Source organism: Falsochrobactrum ovis, from assembly GCF_003259955.1.
GTDB lineage: Bacteria > Pseudomonadota > Alphaproteobacteria > Rhizobiales > Rhizobiaceae > Brucella > Brucella ovis_A.
Map to the genome: position 1 here is coordinate 258,109 of NZ_QLMK01000001.1, position 17,231 is coordinate 275,339.

Here is a 17,231-nt window from a genome sequence, read left to right on the forward strand (position 1 = left end):
GGGTTTAGCGTCTGAAAATGCGGAGAAATGAAGGCAGCTTTTTTGTTTCAACAGCTTTGAAGCAGCTTAAAGGCATTGCTCAAGAATGAGGTGGAGATGTCGAACAAGAAAAAACCGCTGGTTGTTCTTACCCGGAAATTGCCGGATGTCATAGAAACCCGTATGCGGGAATTGTTCGATGCTCGGCTCAATCTTGACGATCACCGCATGACGCAAGCCGAAATCATTTCAGCGATGAAAGAAGCGGACGTGTTGGTTCCCTGCATCACAGACGTGATTGATGCAGCAACAATTGAGCAAGCCGGGCCGAACTTGAAGCTTATCGCAAATTTCGGCAATGGCATCGATAATATTGATGTCGCCGCCGCTGCAAAGCGTGGAATCACTATCACAAATACCCCCAACGTCTTGACCGAAGACACGGCGGATATGACGCTTGCCTTGCTGGTCATGGTGCCGCGCCGTTTGGTTGAAGGCGCGAATGTACTCACAAAAGATAATGGCAATTGGCCGGGCTGGTCGCCAACCTGGATGTTGGGTCGCCGGCTTTGGGGCAAGCGTCTAGGCATCGTCGGCATGGGTCGCATTGGCACCGCAGTGGCCCGACGCGCTAAGGCTTTTGGCCTTTCAATCCACTACCATAATCGCAAGCGGGTCAGCCCTCAGCTGGAAGATGAGCTGGAAGCGACCTATTGGGATAGTCTTGATCAAATGCTGGCGCGGATGGATATTATATCGGTCCATTGTCCCTCGACGCCCGCGACTTTTCACCTTCTCTCGGCGCGTCGCATCGCGCTGATGCAGCCCACGGCCTATGTCGTAAATACTGCGCGCGGTCAGATTATCGACGAAGCAGCCCTGATCGACTTGATTGAGCAGGGTAAACTTGCTGGCGCAGGGCTGGATGTTTTTGAAAATGAATCTGCAGTAAATCCGCGGCTATTATCCCTGGCCGAACAGGGCAAGGTCGTGCTGCTACCGCATATGGGATCTGCAACCATTGAAGGCCGTGTTGATATGGGTGACAAGGTCATTATCAACATTCGGGCCTTTGTCGACGGGCATCGCCCGCCAGACCGTGTGCTTCCCAATCGTGTCTAGCTTGTTACGGTCGGCGGATGAAAGTCGGCAAACCATAAAGATAATCGATCCGCTTGATTGCTTCTTTAAGCGGTTCAACTGTGACAGTCATTGTATGACCGCTCGCATGGATGAGCATTTCAGGTGAAGTGCAGATTGCGACATGGCCTTTCCAAAAAACCAGATCACCTCTTTGAAGGTTGGAGAAATCCGCATTTGGCTCAATAATCTCGCCTAGCCCTGCTTGCTGCATGTCGGAATCGCGCAGAACTTTTTTCCCTGTAACCCACATGGCAAGTTGAACCAACCCAGAGCAATCAATGCCAAAACCCGACGTGCCGCCCCAAAGATAGGGCGTGTGCAATAAACTCTCTGCGACACGCACAAAATCATTCTCATAATCACCGATTGGGCGCAGATGCCGTGCAATCAGCGCTTCTCCACTTTCAAGCAAAGCATATTGCGTGCCGCGCTTTTCAGTCTGACCAACAATAGAAACCCGCGATCCAAGCGACAGCGCCATACTATGCGGGAAACGCAAATCCGCTCCCGGATAAACAAAAGTCCGCGGCACGATCACCATATGGGTCGCGTCATTTCGCGGTTTTTCAAGCATGGCCGACGAGACATAGCCGACATAACCGTCCCGCTCTGCCTGAACCCAGCTCCAGCCATCCTGTTCGTCAAAAACTTTTAGATCGTCGCCATAAATTGCCTGCGTTTGCAGCCCGCTATCGGGACGCGGATCGGCTCGAATATCCAGCACAGGGGCGCTCACACGCATAGAAATGCCACGCACAAACCGGTCCGCCTCAATCTGCCCCTCTAATCTTTGATCGGCAAGATCAGGACGATAAGCGTTCAGGCGCTGGTCGAGCAGCTTCACAATGGTAACTCCTTCGCTTTTTCAATGACAAGATCGCCCAGTCTTTCGACATAGAGCGCCCCGGCCACCGTGCGTTTTATCAGCACATTGCGCCGATCTCTTTCATCGCGGTGGCGCGATACCAGATCAATTTGGCCCATCGTATCAAGGGCTCGCGTGATCACGGGTTTACTCACATTCAATTTTGCCGCCAACCCACGAACCGTGTGCGGAGGTGGTTCAAGATAAATCGTCAGCAGAATAGCCCTCTGACGCGTGGTTAGATCCGGCATTTCTGCACGGATTTCTTCCAGCGAAACGGTCTTTAACAATGTCAGCGCCTGCAACGGCTTTAACTCAACGGGCATAATCAGTGTGATGATTGTTTCGGATGCGTATCATTCAACGTTCTTTTGCCTTTGCATGCAAGCGCAATTATTGCGCTGGGTAGCGCTGCCGCAATAATTGATAAAGAGCTCGAATGCCTTGCGCTTCGCCGCCTATGGGGGAAGCTGGTTTTTCAGCCGGGACCCAGCCGAAAATATCCAGATGCACCCAAGCTTTCGCCTTTTCGACAAAGCGATCAAGAAACAATGCGGCTGTAACGGAACCAGCAAAGCCATCGCGGGTGACATTGTTGATATCTGCTATTCGCGAGGAAAGCTTTGACGCATAGGGTTGCCAGAGAGGAAGGCGCCACAGCGGATCAGCCATTTCTTCCGCCTTGGTGGCAATATCCGCTGCAAGTTTTTCATCATGCGTGAAAAATGGCGGCAGGTCGGGACCAAGCGCAACGCGAGCAGCACCGGTTAGCGTCGCCATATCAATAATAAGTTCCGGCTCTTCCTCATCTGCAAGTGTCAGCGCATCAGCCAGAACAAGCCGACCTTCAGCATCTGTATTGCCGATTTCGACGCTGAGTCCTTTTCTGCTTTGCAAAATATCGCCGGGCCTAAAAGCATTGCCAGCAATTGCGTTTTCGACCGCTGGAATAAGAACGCGTAATTTTACCGACAGCCCAGATGCCATGATCATGAGCGCAAGCCCGAGCACATTCGCGGCGCCACCCATGTCTTTCTTCATTAACAACATGCCACTGGCAGGTTTGATGTCGAGACCACCCGTATCAAAGCAAACGCCTTTGCCCACGAGCGTAATTTTCGGGTCGCTATCTCTGCCCCAACGCATATCAATAAGGCGAGGCGCCTGACTTCCAGCCCGACCTACCGCATGGATCATGGGCAGATTTTGCGCAAGAAGCGCATCTGCTTCAATCGTGGAAATGCTTGCATCAAATCGCGCCGCGAGTTCACGTGCAGATTGTTCTAGCGCATCAGGCCCCATATGATTTGCTGGCGTATTAATCAGATCCCGGGCGAGCGTTACCGCCTCAGCCATAATTTCGATCTGTTCTTGCTCAGCCCCATCGGGTAGCGCGAGACGAAGCTTACGATCATCGGACTTCCGGTAGCGGTCAAAACTATAACCACCCATCAAAAATGCGAGAGCTGCAAGGTCAGGGTCCTGGACCCTGTTTGCTATGTGCCAATCCCCATCGGGCAAATTTCGGGCAAGTTTTCCGGCAAGAAGTTGAGACTGCCCATTGGTCTTGCCATCACCGGTTCCAAAAAGAGCGCCCGAGACGGAACCGTCGGCTCCTCCAAGCACCAAAACACGCCCGGCCTCACCGTCAAAACCATGCGCCTTGGCCCAGAGCAGCGCCTCGGGCGAGAGGCCCGCTTCAGAGATAGAGTTTCGGGCGATAAACCAGATCGGACGGCTTTGCGGGGACGGTTTAGCAATGATCTCGACGGCCATATTAATCCTCGACAGTGAAAATCTTTTCTAATTCATAAACAAATAGCCACCGCGGGGAAACCGGGTGGCTATTAATCGACGACAGGCTTGGCTTTAGCGCTGATCCAGTTGCTGAATCTGTGCGGACTGGTAATCGAGTATCGAGTGGGGCTTGCCAGCAAATAGTGCAAGCCCGCTGATTACAGCGATGACTGCAATTGCACCAATGAGCGTGCATTCTATCAGCGCAGCACCTGATCTATTTCTCAAAAAGCGCGTCATTAAAGCCGGCATATTCGTAACCCTGATCAATCTCTTATTGGGTAGGGTTTTACTGCCTGCCAATTGTGATGAGTTTAAGAAACACGGGAAATAAAAAGTTAATTTGCATTCTGGCGAGCTTTGCTCCATTTGCAGTTAACAGATGGCAAACATCCTGCGCCAAACCTACATGCACCCTATCGCTATTGCTCATGGAAGAATGAAATGCCCGAATTGCCTGAGGTCGAGACCGTTCGCCGTGGATTGCAACCCTTTATGGAGGGCGCGCGCATTGAACGGGTTGATCAGAACAGGCCGGATTTACGCTTTCCATTTCCAGACAGATTCGTTGAGCGCCTGGAAGGCCGAAAGATCAAAGCGCTCGCCCGGCGTGCAAAATATTTGATCATCCATCTTGATGATGGATTAGCCCTCATCTGCCATCTGGGCATGTCAGGTTCATTTCGAATCGAGATGAATGAAGCGGACGGCGTGCCGGAGGCATTGGCTCAGCAACGAGCAAAACTGAGCAAACATGATCATGTTGTCTTTCATCTTGATCGCGGAAAGGATGGGGCAAGCCGTATTGTTTATAATGATCCCCGACGCTTCGGATTTATGCTCTTTTCTGAAGCGGGGCTTTTGCAGGAGAATCCTTTTCTCAAAGGACTGGGCGTAGAGCCCACCGGGAACCGGCTTTCTGGTGCGTTGCTAGCCGAATTATTCGCGGGGCGAAAAACACCGCTTAAAAGTGCACTTCTGGATCAGCGTCTGATTGCGGGGCTTGGAAATATTTACGTTTGTGAAGCCCTGTGGCGCACCCGCCTGTCCCCGCAGCGAGCGGCGGGATCGATAGCAGATGACCTTGTCCTCACGGAACGTTTGGCCAGTAATATTCGCAATGTGATCAATGAAGCGATTGAGGCTGGAGGGTCTTCGTTAAAAGATTACATTCAAGCTGATGGCGAGCTGGGCTATTTCCAGCATTCATTTTCTGTCTATGGACGCGAAGGCGAAAAATGCCGCAATCCTGAATGTAGCGGAACGGTGGAACGTATAGTTCAATCGGGCCGGTCGACATTTTACTGCGCGTCCTGTCAGCCCTGAAAATAATCTCACAATCACACCCTTGCTAAAATTATGGTGCCGGTCCAATTTTCCGGCCAAACATCTGATGCTCTAGGAGGAGAGTTCCATGGCCTATGAGACAATTTTAAGCGAAACCCATGGCGCGGTTGGTCTAATACGCTTAAACCGACCACAAGCTCTTAACGCCCTTAACACCACTGTTCTCAAAGAACTCACCCAGGCTCTAAAACAGTTCGATCAGGATGATGCAATTGGCGCGATCATTCTAACCGGCTCGGAAAAAGCATTTGCTGCGGGCGCAGACATTAAAGAAATGCAGTCGATGAATTTCGTCGATGCCTATCTTCAGGACATGTTTGCGGATTGGCAGAGCGTGGATCGGATTCGCAAACCTATTATCGCAGCCGTCGCAGGTTATGCTTTGGGCGGGGGCTGTGAACTTGCCATGATGTGCGACTTCATCATTGCAGCAAATAATGCCAAATTCGGGCAACCGGAAATTACCCTAGGTATTATACCCGGCATGGGAGGGTCTCAGCGGCTAACTCGTCTTATTGGCAAGTCCAAAGCCATGGATATGTGCCTCACTGGTCGGATGATGGATGCTGAAGAAGCCGAACGCGCCGGATTGGTATCACGCCTTTTTGCCCCGGAAGAGCTGCTGGATGAAGCTTTGAAAATTGGCGCTCGTATTGCCTCATTCTCCAGAGCTTCTGTCTTGATGGCGAAAGAATCGGTCAATCGCTCCTATGAAACCACTTTGGATGAAGGCCTACGGTTTGAGCGTCGTATGTTTCACTCGCTCTTTGCGACAGAAGATCAGAAAGAAGGAATGTCAGCCTTTATTGAAAAGCGGCCTCCCGCTTTCAAAAATCGCTGATTTAACTCATATCAAGCGCCAAGCAGCTATTTCGGGCCAATCTGCCCGGTTTGCTGCGATTTCATGCATGCCGCCAACAGAATCCACATTGACGAATATCCAAAGCTGATCTATAAGCCCGGCACGGATCGGCGGCCCCTAGGCATTGTGGCTGCCTAGAGGTTTTGTGCCCGACGGTTTAGCCCGTGGGCTAGCTGACAGAAAAAGAGAGGCATTTATGGCCAATACTCCTTCGGCCAAGAAGGCAGTGCGCAAGATCGCTGCCCGCACCGAAATCAACAAGTCTCGCCGTTCGCGCGTGCGCACCTTCATTCGCAAGGTTGAAGAGGCGGTTCTAAGCGGCGACAAGGAAGCTGCAATCGTAGCATTCAAGGCCGCTGAGCCTGAATTGATGCGCGCTGCTTCCAAAGGTGTCATTCACAAGAATACTGCGTCCCGCAAGGTTTCTCGCCTTGCTGCGCGTGTGAAGGCAATCAGCGCTTAATCTTCCATTCATGGATTTTTGAAAACCCGGCTAATCGTTAGCCGGGTTTTTCTTTTGGCTGTTTGATGCGCACATAGTGCCGATTCTTTCCGCCTATATTCTGGCTCCCAATTTTTCACCACTTCAACCGAGCGGGCAGGAAAATGCTCTATCTGCTGGAATCTAAAAGCTTATTTCAGCTGAGTCTCAAAAGCACTATTTTCCATTTCAGGGCGAGCTCAATTTTTCTTTTATGTTACAGTGACTTGCTATGTTTTATCCACCTTTATCCACAGCCCCCTGTGGGATTCGGAGAGTACAGAGAGTCAAGCAGATTTTTAAAAATTATTTTGTGTCGCTGGATTCTCGTATCACCCTAAAAAACGATAAGTGGAAACATATTGAATCCTAATGCCTTATTTCACTGACACCTGATTCTCTGAGCGCTGCTTTACAAAAGGCAAGGCTTTCAACTGGAAATTTTTGCTTTTCCAAGGGTTGCTCTTTGCCTCGAGCCTTCGCTAAAGTCAGCCTTGTTGAGAGGGAAGGCCCGGGGCCAAGAGTCAATTAGATTTGAGACATCGTTTCACGTTAGCCTAATGGGCCCGACGAATGCTGTCTGTTGATCTGAGGTGCGGTTTTAATCGATTGCTTACCATTCATTAACCGGAATGTTCTTTTGAGCGCTTCTTTGGCGATTGAAGGTTGTAGCAAAGTCGGTTCCGGGCAATCAGCCTAGGTGCTGGGGTGAATGGGTTTGAACGATTCTCGTGAAACCCTCGATGACAGTTTGAAATCGAACCCTTTCGTGCTTGGTGCACGGGCAGGGCAACGCGCTAGTTCATGGCGGGCCTTGAAGTGTAAAAGAAGGAGTTTGCGTTTAATCAGCCATATTTGTTGGCTGACTGTGTTCGGTCCTTTGCAGGACATTGTGTGTGAGTGAGTACCGCCTGGGCTTCTGGTTTTCAGACCAACGCCCGGTGCAGGAAAAAAATGACAAGCGCTGTAAAAATAGCGCGTAGGAATTAAGGCAGGCGAGAAGATGGCAATGATGACTGGCAAGTCGACGGAGACGATGGGTGATGATGCGCATGCGAACCGTATTCATGGGTCTTCTGCTAAAGGAAAAGATCAAAACCTCGTGGTGAGCGCCGAGAGCTCGTTGGGTGATGAAGTATTCGATCGCCTGACTGTGAAGTTGAAAGCACGCGTCGGTAACGAGATTTATTCAAGCTGGTTTGGCCGGCTGAAATTGGACGAATATTCAAAAAGCGTTGTTCGCCTTTCTGTCCCCACGGCGTTTTTGCGCTCTTGGATCAATAATCACTATGCTGATCTTTTGACAGAGCTATTGCAGGAAGAAAACCCGCAGATCCTCCGCGTCGAGGTTGTTGTTCGGGGCGTAAGCCGCGTTGCACGCGCTGCGCCCGCAGCTGCTGCCACCGAGCGTGTGGAAACAAAAACTGCACCTACATTGCGTGAAAAAGTTATGTTTCCGGTTGGTCAGCTTGGCAATGAAAAGCGCGGCTCAGCGGTCGTGGCAGAATCCGCATCCGCAACCGGTTCAGTGCTCGGATCGCCACTTGATCCCCGCTATACTTTCGATAGTTTCATCGACGGCGCTTCCAACCGCGTAGCGCTTGCAGCAGCGCGTACCATTGCAGAAGCCGGATCAAGCGCGCTTCGCTTTAACCCGCTTTTCATTCATGCGTCCGTTGGCCTTGGCAAAACCCACTTGTTGCAGGCAATCGCTGCCGCTGCCATTCAACGACAGGAAAAGGCACGTGTCGTTTATCTGACTGCTGAATATTTCATGTGGCGCTTTGCAACCGCTATCCGCGATAACAATGCGCTCTCTTTCAAGGAGCAATTGCGTGATATCGATCTGCTGGTGATTGATGACATGCAATTTCTTCAGGGCAAATCGATCCAGCACGAGTTCTGCCATTTGCTCAATACGCTGCTCGATAGCGCGAAACAGGTTGTTGTTGCAGCCGACCGCGCTCCGTCGGAACTCGAATCGCTTGATGTTCGCGTTCGTTCGCGACTCCAAGGCGGCGTTGCGCTAGAAGTCGGCGCACCAGACTATGAAATGCGCCATGAAATGCTGCGTCGTCGGCTTGCAGCCGCGCAAGCTGAAGATCCGGCATTGAATATCAGCGATGAAATTCTCGCCCATGTTGCCCGCACGGTAACCGGATCAGGTCGCGAACTCGAAGGTGCTTTCAACCAGCTTCTCTTCCGCCAGTCATTCGAACCCAATCTTTCGATTGACCGTGTTGATGAGCTGCTTGGACATCTCACGCGCGCTGGTGAGCCAAGACGCATCCGTATTGAAGAAATCCAGCGCATTGTGGCGCGCCATTATAATGTCTCCAAGCAGGATCTGCTTTCCAGCCGCCGCACACGCACAATCGTGAAGCCTCGTCAGGTGGCAATGTATCTTGCCAAAATGTTGACGCCGCGCTCGCTTCCAGAAATAGGCCGTCGTTTCGGCGGACGCGATCACACGACTGTTCTGCACGCGGTTCGTAAGATTGAAGATCTGGTCGGAGCCGATACGAAATTGGCTCAGGAGCTTGAGCTACTCAAGCGCCTGATCAACGATCAGGCCGCTTAACGAGGCCGAAAAGCTGCACTTTGGTGTAGCTGACCATGTTATCAACAAAAAGCCCGTGCCTCAGCGTTGTGAAGCGCTGCACGGGCTTGCTTTTTACTGCTAAAATCTGTCACTTTAGCGGACCTTACGGCGCTGCTGCGCCTTATTGATGGGGGCATCTGCCCGTTGTGCGGTTGTCCTGTCCCAGCGAGCGAGTGCGTTTCAATATGCGTGTTACCCTAGAGCGATCCAATCTTTTAAAGTCACTCAACCACGTTCACCGCGTTGTGGAGCGTCGCAATACGATTCCCATCCTCTCCAACGTTTTGTTGCAGGCAGAAGGCGATAGCCTTGCATTGAAAGCAACAGACCTGGATCTTGAGGTAAATGAAGCCACCGCCGCCATGGTTGAGCAGGCCGGTGCGACAACAGTTCCTGCGCATCTTCTCTATGATATTGTGCGCAAGCTACCTGATGGCGCTGAAGTCATGCTGGCGACCAACCCGGACGGTGGTTCCATGGCAGTGACGTCGGGAAAGTCTTCATTCCGTTTGCAGTGCCTGCCGCAGTCGGATTTTCCGGAATTGACAGCGGGTGCCTTTACCCATTCTTTCCGCATTGACGCGCCTGATCTCAAGCGCCTGATTGATCGCACACAATTTGCAATTTCCACGGAAGAAACCCGTTATTACCTCAACGGCATTTATTTCCATGCGATCGAAAATGATGGAAAACTCAAGCTGCGTGCTGTCGCCACCGATGGTCACCGTCTGGCGCGCGCCGAACTTGAGGCGCCATCGGGCGCAGAAGGCATGCCCGGCATTATTATCCCGCGCAAGACAGTCGCGGAATTGCAGAAACTTGTCGATGTTCCAGATACTGTTGTGAGCGTCGAACTTTCCGATGCCAAGATCCGCTTTACTGTGGGATCTGTGGTGCTGACATCTAAGCTGATCGACGGGACATTCCCAGATTATCAGCGGGTCATTCCTTCGAGCAATGATAAGCAACTGACCATTAGTCGCCAAGACTTCGCGGCTTCTGTTGATCGTGTTTCGACGATTTCCAGCGAGCGGGGCCGGGCGGTGAAACTGTCCATTGCTGATGGTCAATTGACGCTAACCGTCAACAACCCTGATTCGGGTAGCGCGACAGACGAACTGCCTGCTGATTACGATGCCGATCCGTTGGATATTGGTTTCAATTCCAAATATCTGCTCGACATCACCAGTCAGCTTTCGGGTTCAGAAGCGATTTTCATGCTGGCCGATGCCGGGTCACCGACATTGGTGCGCGATACGGGCGATGAGAACGTGCTTTATGTTCTCATGCCGATGCGTGTTTAAAGAACGCTGTGAGCGATATAAATTATGAAATAGGCCGTTCGGATCGAGTATCGATTCGGCGGCTTAAGCTTTCCAATTTCCGTAATTATGCCGAGCTGACGCTTCCGCTTGAGGCAGGTCATGTTGTGCTTACGGGCGAAAACGGTTCCGGCAAAACCAATCTAATCGAAGCTGTTTCATTTCTTTCCCCCGGTCGCGGATTGCGCCGCTCTGCCTATGATGATGTTGCAAAAAGCGGCACGGACCATGGCTTTGCCATCCATGCGACGCTTGATTGCATGATCTATGGCGAGGCCAATATCGGCACAGGTACCGCCGGAAACGGCGAGGGCGGTCGCAAAATTCGCATTAATGGCGTGACTTCATCAGGCGAGGAATTGCTCGATTATGCGCGCATTCTTTGGGTCGTGCCCTCCATGGATGGGCTATTTACCGGCGGCGCTTCTGACCGTCGGCGGTTTCTGGACCGTATGGTGCTGGCCATAGACACAGCCCATGGCAAGCGTGTTGCTGATTATGAAAAGGCTATGCGCAGCCGAAATCGGCTTCTCAGTGACGGTCTGAATGATGATCAATGGCTTGATGCAATTGAAAATCAGATGGCGGAGCTTGGAATAGCGGTGGCGGCGGCGCGGTCGGAAGCTATGCGGCTAATCGCTGCGATGATTGAGAAAATGCCTGCCGAAGGCCCATTTCCTAAAGCCGATTGTTTTCTTGAAGGGCCGTTAGAACAACGAATCGCAATTGAGGCAGCACTCGATCTGGAAGAAGATTTCCGGCGGCAATTGCGCGATGGCCGTGCCCGTGATCGCGCAGCTGGTCGTACTCTGGATGGCCCACACCGTACCGATTTGATCGTCCAGCATCGGCCAAAATCCATGCCAGCCGCGCTTTGTTCAACTGGCGAGCAAAAAGCACTGCTGATCGGATTGATTCTTGCCCATGCCCGGTTAACTGGCGAGCTGTCTGGCATGGCGCCCATTCTGCTGCTTGATGAAATCGCAGCCCATCTCGACACAGGCCGCCGAGCAGCGCTGTTTGACATTCTGGATGAGCTTGGTGGCCAGACATTCATGACTGGCACTGATAGGGCGCTTTTTGAAGCATTAGAAGGAAAAGCACAGTTTTTTAATGTCTGTGCCGGTCAGTTGACCCGATTCTAGTTGTTTTTGAGATAAATATCCGCTGACAGTCGACATTCTAATGCCTATGTTCCCATCATGAACGCTTCCTCTACTCCTTTTTCATCCGAAGAACTTGAGCGCTATGCGCGCCATATCGTGCTGCCAGAAATTGGCGGGCCCGGTCAGCAAAAGCTCAAAGCCGCACGAGTATTAGTTATCGGCGCAGGTGGCCTGGGTACGCCAATATTGCAATATTTGGCGGCTGCAGGCATCGGCACGATCGGCATTGTTGATGATGATACGGTCTCGCTTTCCAATCTACAGCGTCAGGTGATCCACGAGACGCAGGATGTTGGCAAAGCTAAGGTCGAAAGTGCTGCCCAAGCGATTGCACGGATTAATCCGCATGTAAGCGTTGAAACGCATTTGCTTCGGATCAATGCGCAAAACGCGCAAGGTCTAATCGAACGCTATGATGTAGTGGTGGAGGGGTCTGATAATTTTACCACCCGCTATGTATTGGCCGATGCCGCCGCCGTCGCAAAGCGCCCGCTGGTAACCGCTGCAATCGGACGCTTTGATGGCACGATCACTGTGCTCAAGCCTTATGAAATGGGAGCGGACGGCACACCCAATCCCAGCTATCGCGATCTTTTTCCGGAAGCTCCCCCGCCCGGAACCGTGCCAAGCTGTGCAGAGGCAGGGGTTTTGGGTGTTTTGCCTGGAGTTATGGGATCGCTTGAAGCTATGGAAGTGATCAAGCTTATTGCAGGCATTGGCGAGCCGCTTGTGGGACGGCTCCTGCTTTATAATGCTTTAACTGCGCGCTTTGAGACCATCCGCTATAAAGCGCGCAAGCAGAAATGATAGCTCTAATATTGCGTTGTGCGATCAACCACATGCTCAAGCGTACCATCACGCTCAAAGGCTTCAATCTGCCGGATGATCTGTGGGACAATCGCACTTGCAGATGAACTTGCTGCGACATGCGGCGTCAGCGTCACTTTGGGATGATCCCAAAACGGGCTGTCGGCTGGCAATGGTTCTTGATTGAAGACATCAAGCGTCACGGCAGACAGCATTCCACGATCAAGCGCCGCCAAAATATCCGGTTCATTCTGCAACCCGCCTCGGCCAGCGTTGATCAAGATCGGCGCGCCCAGCGGGCCATTTTCCTTGAGCTGAGCGAACATGCTCATGGAGAGAATACCTTTGGTATCGGGCGTGAGCGGCAAGAGGCAGACCAATATGTCGGCAGTCTTTAGGAAAGACGCAAAACCGTCTTTGCCGTGAAAAGTTTCCACCCCGTCGAGCTCATGCGGCCGACGGCTCCAGCCGGTTATCTTAAAGCCCAATGCTTTGAGTTTTTCAGCAGAATCCCTGCCCAGAACCCCAAGCCCCATAATACCCACCGTTACTTCATGAGCGGCCGGCTGGCGCGGATCTTCATGCCAGACATGTTTTTTCTGCTGCAAACGATAGTTGGAGCCAAATCTATGGTGATCAAGCACCTGCCAGACCACATATTCTGTCATGCGCATGGTCAGATCATCAGAAATCACCCGGACTAACGGCACATCTGGAATATTTGTGTCATGGAAGACATGATCAACGCCCGCGCCAAGAGAGAAAATAACTTCAAGATTGGGAAGATTGGCGAGCGAACCGGGCTTCTGCTTCCACACTAATGCATATTTGATAGAGGGGTCCAGCTCATCCCGATCGGTCACAACTTTGCGCTCGGGCGCCAATTGTTGAAATGTTTCGAGCCAATGTGCCGGGTCCCAGTTGGTGAGCGCCAACAGGATTTTGCCCTCATTATCCGTACTCATTGATTTATTCCTCCCTCAATGGCTTCCATATTGAAAGCCGCAGCCATCAGCGCTTTGGTATAGTCGGTTTTGGGATTGGTGAAGATCTCATGCGCAGTCCCATATTCTACCGCTTTGCCGTTACGCATGACCAGAACGTCATTAGCTAATGCACGAACAACCTTGAGATCGTGGCTGATAAACAGATAGGCGAGATCATGCTTATTCTGCAAATCGCGCAACAGATCCACTACCTGCGCCTGTACACTCATATCCAGTGCAGAAGTTGGCTCATCCAGCATGACAAATTTCGGGTTGAGCACCATGGCACGCGCAATCGCAATGCGCTGGCGCTGGCCACCGGAGAATTCGTGCGGATAGCGAAAGCGGCTTTCAGGATCGAGATTAACTTCATGAAGTGCCGCCACTACTCGAGCGTCGCGCTCATCAGCCGAAAGTTTCGGCTCATGAACCCGCAACCCCTCGGCGATAATATCAGCAATGGTCATACGTGGGCTGAGTGATCCGAACGGATCCTGAAACACAATTTGCATTTCACGACGCAGCGGCCGCAAATCACTGAAACTGTATTTCGCAATATCTGTGCCATCAAAGCGAATTTCGCCCTGCGACGAGATCATGCGAGACAAAGCAAGGCCCAATGTGGTTTTGCCCGAGCCTGATTCTCCCACAACGCCCAAAGTTTGACCGGCCCGCAATTCAACATTAATCCCGTCGACCGCCTTCACATGGTCAACGGTCTTTCTCATGAAGCCTTTTTTGATCGGAAACCAGACACGGATATCCTTGCCTTCCATGACCTTTCGGGCTGAAAGATCTGCCAAGGGCGGCTCGCCTTTCGGCTCAGCCGCCAAAAGATGCTTTGTATAAGGATGCTGCGGATTATCGAAGATTTCCTTGGTTGGGCCTGTTTCGACAATTTTGCCCTTATTCATCACACAGACACGGTCAGCAATCTTGCGTACGATGCCAAGATCATGGGTGATGAACAGCATCGACATGCCTTGCGCAGTTTTAAGATCAGCCAGCAGCTCAAGTATCTGAGCTTGCACTGTGACATCGAGCGCAGTCGTGGGCTCGTCAGCAATCAAAAGCTTAGGCTTATTGGCAAGCGCCATGGCGATCATCACGCGTTGGCGCTGGCCGCCTGATAGCTGGTGCGGAAATGATGCAAGGCGTTTTTCTGGATCGCGTATTCCGACTTCATTCAGAAGTTCCAGCGTGCGACTGCGTGCTGCCTGATCGCCCATCCCCTGATGCATTTTCAGAATCTCGGCGATTTGACGCTCGACCGTATGCAACGGATTGAGTGACGTCATAGGCTCCTGAAAAATCATGGTAATGTCATTGCCGCGAACGCGGCGCAACTCCGGCTCTGATGCCTTCATCAAATCCTGTCCGTCGAAAAGGATTTCGCCGGTTGGATGGCTTGCGGAAGGGTAGGGCAAGAGCTTGAGCACCGAAAGAGCAGAAACGGATTTCCCCGAACCAGATTCGCCCACAAGTGCTACGGTTTCACCTTCGGCAATGTCGAAAGACACGCGATCAACGGCAATACGATCTTCACCATTTTGACGGAAAGCGACCGATAAATCACGAACCGATAGTAAAGGAGGTTTATTGATTGATCCGCTCATTGGAATGCCTTTCGCGGGTCAAATGCATCGCGCGTTGCTTCGCCGATAAATATCAGCAGTGACAGCATAATCGAAATAACCGCAAAACCAGTTATGCCGAGCCATGGCGCCTGAAGGTTATTTTTGCCTTGCGCCAGCATCTCGCCGAGCGACGCAGAACCGGGCGGCAAACCAAAGCCAAGAAAATCCAATGATGTTAGCGTGGTGATTGAGCCATTGAGAATGAATGGCAGGAAAGTGAGCGTGGCCACCATGGCATTGGGCAGAAGATGCCGCCACATGATGGTTGCATTTTTCACGCCGAGCGCACGGGCGGCATTTACATATTCAAAATTGCGTGCCCGCAAAAATTCTGCCCGCACAACACCCACAAATGCAACCCACGAGAAAAGAAGCATAATGCCCAAAAGCACCCAGAAACCGGGTGGCAATATGGCTGCAATGATCAAGAGCAGGTAGAGCATTGGAATTGATGACCAGATCTCAATGACGCGTTGGAAGATCAGATCAACCCAGCCGCCAAAATAGCCCTGTATCGCCCCGGCGCTAACACCAATAATGGCGGAAAAGAAGGTAAGAATTAGCCCGAATAGCACTGAAATCCGAAAGCCATAAAGCGCTCGTGCAAAAACATCTCGCGCTTGATCATCGGTGCCAAGCCAATTGAAATTGCCGATAATGCAGTTGGGATCATTCACACCAAGCGGATAACGCTCGCAGCGCACTTCCTTGGAATAAAGCCAGGATGGTTTGGAAGGCGCAGCTTCAGGAATGTCATTATTGACCGTATTGTAGGAATAGCGCACCGGCGGCCAGATTGCCCAGCCATTGGCTTCAATCTCTTCCTGAATCATCGGGTCTCGATAATCGGTCACGGCATAAAACCCACCGAATTTTTCTTCCGGATAATCGACAAATACCGGCATGAGCAATTCGCCCTTATAAGACACAATTATAGGCCGGTCATTGGCGATAAACTCAGCGCAAAGTGCTGCGATGAGAAGAAAAAGAAAAATCCAAAGCGACCAGTAACCCCGCTTATTAGCTTTGAAATTCTTCCAACGCCTTTGATTGAGCGGCGAGAGAAAAGGACGCTTCACTGGTCTAGCGGCGAGTTGTGAGGGATCTATGCTGTTGCTCATCATACATCCCTCCGCTCAAAATCAATTCGCGGATCGATCCAGTTATATGTCAGATCAGAGAGTAGCCCCACCAGCAAGCCGAGCAGTGAGAAGATGAACAAAGTCGCAAATACCACAGGATAATCACGATTGATGATCGACTGATAGCTAAGCAGTCCGAGACCATCGAGCGAGAAGATTGTTTCAATCAACAATGAGCCGGTGAAGAAAGCGGAGATGAATGCGCCCGGAAAGCCAGCAATCACAATCAGCATCGCATTGCGAAAAACATGGCGATAAAGAACCTGATTTTCGGTCAAGCCTTTGGCGCGTGCCGTGGTGACATATTGCTTGCGGATTTCTTCCAGAAATGAGTTTTTGGTAAGCAATGTGGTGGTTGCAAAGGCAGAAAGAACCAATGCTGTTACCGGAAGCGCCATATGCCAAAGATAATCTAGCACCTTCTCCCACCAAGTTAATTGGGCAAAATCCGGTGACGTCAGGCCGCGTAGCGGGAACCAGTCAAAGAAAGAACCGCCCGCAAAAAGCACAATCAACAGAATCGCAAACAGAAAGCTCGGGATTGCATAGCCGACAATCACCACCGCGCTGGTCCATGTATCAAAGCGCGAACCATCCTTGATTGCCTTGCGGATACCCAGCGGGATCGAGATGGCATAGGATAGGAAGGTAAGCCAGAGGCCAAGCGAAATAGAGACCGGCAGTTTTTCCTTGATAAGATCAATCACGCTGATATCGCGGAAATAACTATGGCCAAAATCAAAGCGAAGATAATTCCACAGCATATGGCCAAAACGTTCGAGCGGTGGCTTATCAAAGCCGAACTGCTTTTCAAGATCTGCGATAAATTGCGGATCAAGCCCTTGCGCACCACGATATTTTGAATTGACGGAGCCACTATCAAAACCACTCTGACCGAAGTCGCTGCCCCCGCCTGATATCCTATCAAGCGCATCGCCTCCGTGCCCGGAAAGCTGAGCGATAACGCGCTCAACAGGTCCACCCGGAGCAAATTGAACCACGGCAAAGGATATAGCCATAATGCCGAAAATCGTTGGGATCATCAAAAGCAGACGTCGAACAATATATGCGCCCATCAGCCCAATTCGCTCCGCA

General features: G+C 51.4%; 16 protein-coding genes. 8 read left to right on the plus strand and 8 right to left on the minus strand.

What is annotated here, in order from left to right; genetic code table 11:
• The first annotated feature begins 96 nt into the window (after positions 1–96).
• A complete protein-coding gene (locus C7374_RS01235; protein ID WP_111573788.1) occupies positions 97–1,101 on the plus strand; it encodes a 2-hydroxyacid dehydrogenase in 1,005 nt (334 codons plus the stop codon).
• 4 nt (positions 1,102–1,105) lie between these two features.
• Here C7374_RS01235 and C7374_RS01240 read toward each other — a convergent pair whose 3' ends face one another.
• From C7374_RS01240 to C7374_RS01255, 4 genes are all read right to left on the minus strand, one after another.
• On the minus strand, positions 1,106–1,966 hold the full coding sequence (locus C7374_RS01240; RefSeq protein WP_111573789.1) for a C40 family peptidase: 861 nt from the start codon (positions 1,964–1,966) through the stop codon (positions 1,106–1,108).
• On the minus strand, positions 1,963–2,313 hold the full coding sequence (locus tag C7374_RS01245) for a MarR family transcriptional regulator (RefSeq protein ID WP_111573790.1): 351 nt from the start codon (positions 2,311–2,313) through the stop codon (positions 1,963–1,965). Before C7374_RS01245 ends, C7374_RS01240 begins: the two co-directional genes overlap by 4 nt.
• Before the next feature lie 67 nt (positions 2,314–2,380).
• Positions 2,381–3,763 (minus strand): leucyl aminopeptidase family protein, encoded by a 1,383-nt coding sequence (locus tag C7374_RS01250; protein WP_111573791.1) that lies wholly within the window; start codon positions 3,761–3,763, stop codon positions 2,381–2,383.
• Between the two features lie 93 nt (positions 3,764–3,856).
• Positions 3,857–4,036, minus strand: coding sequence for a Flp family type IVb pilin (locus C7374_RS01255; RefSeq protein WP_111573792.1), 180 nt, complete (start codon positions 4,034–4,036; stop codon positions 3,857–3,859).
• Positions 4,037–4,228: 192 nt separating this feature from the next.
• On the opposite strand from C7374_RS01255, the gene mutM reads away from it, so the two are divergent.
• The 7 genes from mutM (at position 4,229) to C7374_RS01290 (ending at position 12,371) form a co-directional block, all read left to right on the plus strand.
• Positions 4,229–5,110, plus strand: a complete 882-nt coding sequence (gene mutM / locus C7374_RS01260) for a bifunctional DNA-formamidopyrimidine glycosylase/DNA-(apurinic or apyrimidinic site) lyase (RefSeq protein ID WP_111573793.1) — start codon at positions 4,229–4,231, stop codon at positions 5,108–5,110.
• Between the two features lie 88 nt (positions 5,111–5,198).
• The gene (locus tag C7374_RS01265) at positions 5,199–5,972 is read left to right on the plus strand and encodes an enoyl-CoA hydratase (protein WP_111573794.1); all 774 of its coding nucleotides are present in this window, start codon (positions 5,199–5,201) and stop codon (positions 5,970–5,972) included.
• Between the two features lie 217 nt (positions 5,973–6,189).
• A complete protein-coding gene (gene rpsT, locus C7374_RS01270; RefSeq protein ID WP_111573795.1) occupies positions 6,190–6,456 on the plus strand; it encodes a 30S ribosomal protein S20 in 267 nt (88 codons plus the stop codon).
• A 1,027-nt stretch (positions 6,457–7,483) separates the two neighbouring features.
• Entirely contained in the window at positions 7,484–9,055 is a 1,572-nt protein-coding gene (gene dnaA / locus C7374_RS01275; RefSeq protein ID WP_111574238.1) for a chromosomal replication initiator protein DnaA, read from the plus strand.
• 206 nt (positions 9,056–9,261) lie between these two features.
• Entirely contained in the window at positions 9,262–10,380 is a 1,119-nt protein-coding gene (gene dnaN, locus C7374_RS01280; protein WP_111573796.1) for a DNA polymerase III subunit beta, read from the plus strand.
• 8 nt (positions 10,381–10,388) lie between these two features.
• The gene (gene recF / locus C7374_RS01285) at positions 10,389–11,543 is read left to right on the plus strand and encodes a DNA replication/repair protein RecF (RefSeq protein ID WP_111573797.1); all 1,155 of its coding nucleotides are present in this window, start codon (positions 10,389–10,391) and stop codon (positions 11,541–11,543) included.
• Between the two features lie 57 nt (positions 11,544–11,600).
• The gene (locus tag C7374_RS01290) at positions 11,601–12,371 is read left to right on the plus strand and encodes a molybdopterin-synthase adenylyltransferase MoeB (RefSeq protein ID WP_111573798.1); all 771 of its coding nucleotides are present in this window, start codon (positions 11,601–11,603) and stop codon (positions 12,369–12,371) included.
• Positions 12,372–12,376: 5 nt separating this feature from the next.
• Here the strand turns inward: C7374_RS01290 and C7374_RS01295 are convergent, their stop codons facing one another.
• From C7374_RS01295 to C7374_RS01310, 4 genes are read right to left on the minus strand one after another with little or no spacing between them, the layout of a single operon-like run.
• Positions 12,377–13,336 carry a 2-hydroxyacid dehydrogenase gene (locus C7374_RS01295; protein ID WP_111573799.1) on the minus strand — a complete coding sequence of 320 codons (960 nt, stop codon included), beginning with the start codon at positions 13,334–13,336 and terminating at the stop codon, positions 12,377–12,379.
• Entirely contained in the window at positions 13,333–14,973 is a 1,641-nt protein-coding gene (locus C7374_RS01300) for an ABC transporter ATP-binding protein (protein ID WP_111573800.1), read from the minus strand. Before C7374_RS01300 ends, C7374_RS01295 begins: the two co-directional genes overlap by 4 nt.
• Positions 14,970–16,115, minus strand: coding sequence for an ABC transporter permease (locus tag C7374_RS01305; RefSeq protein WP_111574239.1), 1,146 nt, complete (start codon positions 16,113–16,115; stop codon positions 14,970–14,972). The genes C7374_RS01300 and C7374_RS01305 overlap by 4 nt, the downstream gene beginning before the upstream one ends.
• Positions 16,115–17,212 (minus strand): microcin C ABC transporter permease YejB, encoded by a 1,098-nt coding sequence (locus C7374_RS01310; protein WP_111573801.1) that lies wholly within the window; start codon positions 17,210–17,212, stop codon positions 16,115–16,117. Before C7374_RS01310 ends, C7374_RS01305 begins: the two co-directional genes overlap by 1 nt.
• Positions 17,213–17,231 lie beyond the last annotated feature (19 nt).

Bases quoted from the DNA above. Each gene is read 5' to 3' on its own strand.
- dnaN (WP_111573796.1), top strand. From the start codon at position 9,262: ATGCGTGTTACCCTAGAGCGATCCAATCTTTTAAAGTCACTCAACCAC.
- C7374_RS01295 (WP_111573799.1), bottom strand. From the start codon at position 13,336: ATGAGTACGGATAATGAGGGCAAAATCCTGTTGGCGCTCACCAACTGG.
- C7374_RS01290 (WP_111573798.1), top strand. From the start codon at position 11,601: ATGAACGCTTCCTCTACTCCTTTTTCATCCGAAGAACTTGAGCGCTAT.
- C7374_RS01245 (WP_111573790.1), bottom strand. From the start codon at position 2,313: ATGCCCGTTGAGTTAAAGCCGTTGCAGGCGCTGACATTGTTAAAGACC.
- C7374_RS01250 (WP_111573791.1), bottom strand. From the start codon at position 3,763: ATGGCCGTCGAGATCATTGCTAAACCGTCCCCGCAAAGCCGTCCGATC.
- C7374_RS01235 (WP_111573788.1), top strand. From the start codon at position 97: ATGTCGAACAAGAAAAAACCGCTGGTTGTTCTTACCCGGAAATTGCCG.
- rpsT (WP_111573795.1), top strand. From the start codon at position 6,190: ATGGCCAATACTCCTTCGGCCAAGAAGGCAGTGCGCAAGATCGCTGCC.
- C7374_RS01255 (WP_111573792.1), bottom strand. From the start codon at position 4,036: ATGCCGGCTTTAATGACGCGCTTTTTGAGAAATAGATCAGGTGCTGCG.
- C7374_RS01300 (WP_111573800.1), bottom strand. From the start codon at position 14,973: ATGAGCGGATCAATCAATAAACCTCCTTTACTATCGGTTCGTGATTTA.
- C7374_RS01265 (WP_111573794.1), top strand. From the start codon at position 5,199: ATGGCCTATGAGACAATTTTAAGCGAAACCCATGGCGCGGTTGGTCTA.
- dnaA (WP_111574238.1), top strand. From the start codon at position 7,484: ATGATGACTGGCAAGTCGACGGAGACGATGGGTGATGATGCGCATGCG.
- mutM (WP_111573793.1), top strand. From the start codon at position 4,229: ATGCCCGAATTGCCTGAGGTCGAGACCGTTCGCCGTGGATTGCAACCC.
- C7374_RS01310 (WP_111573801.1), bottom strand. From the start codon at position 17,212: ATGGGCGCATATATTGTTCGACGTCTGCTTTTGATGATCCCAACGATT.
- C7374_RS01305 (WP_111574239.1), bottom strand. From the start codon at position 16,115: ATGAGCAACAGCATAGATCCCTCACAACTCGCCGCTAGACCAGTGAAG.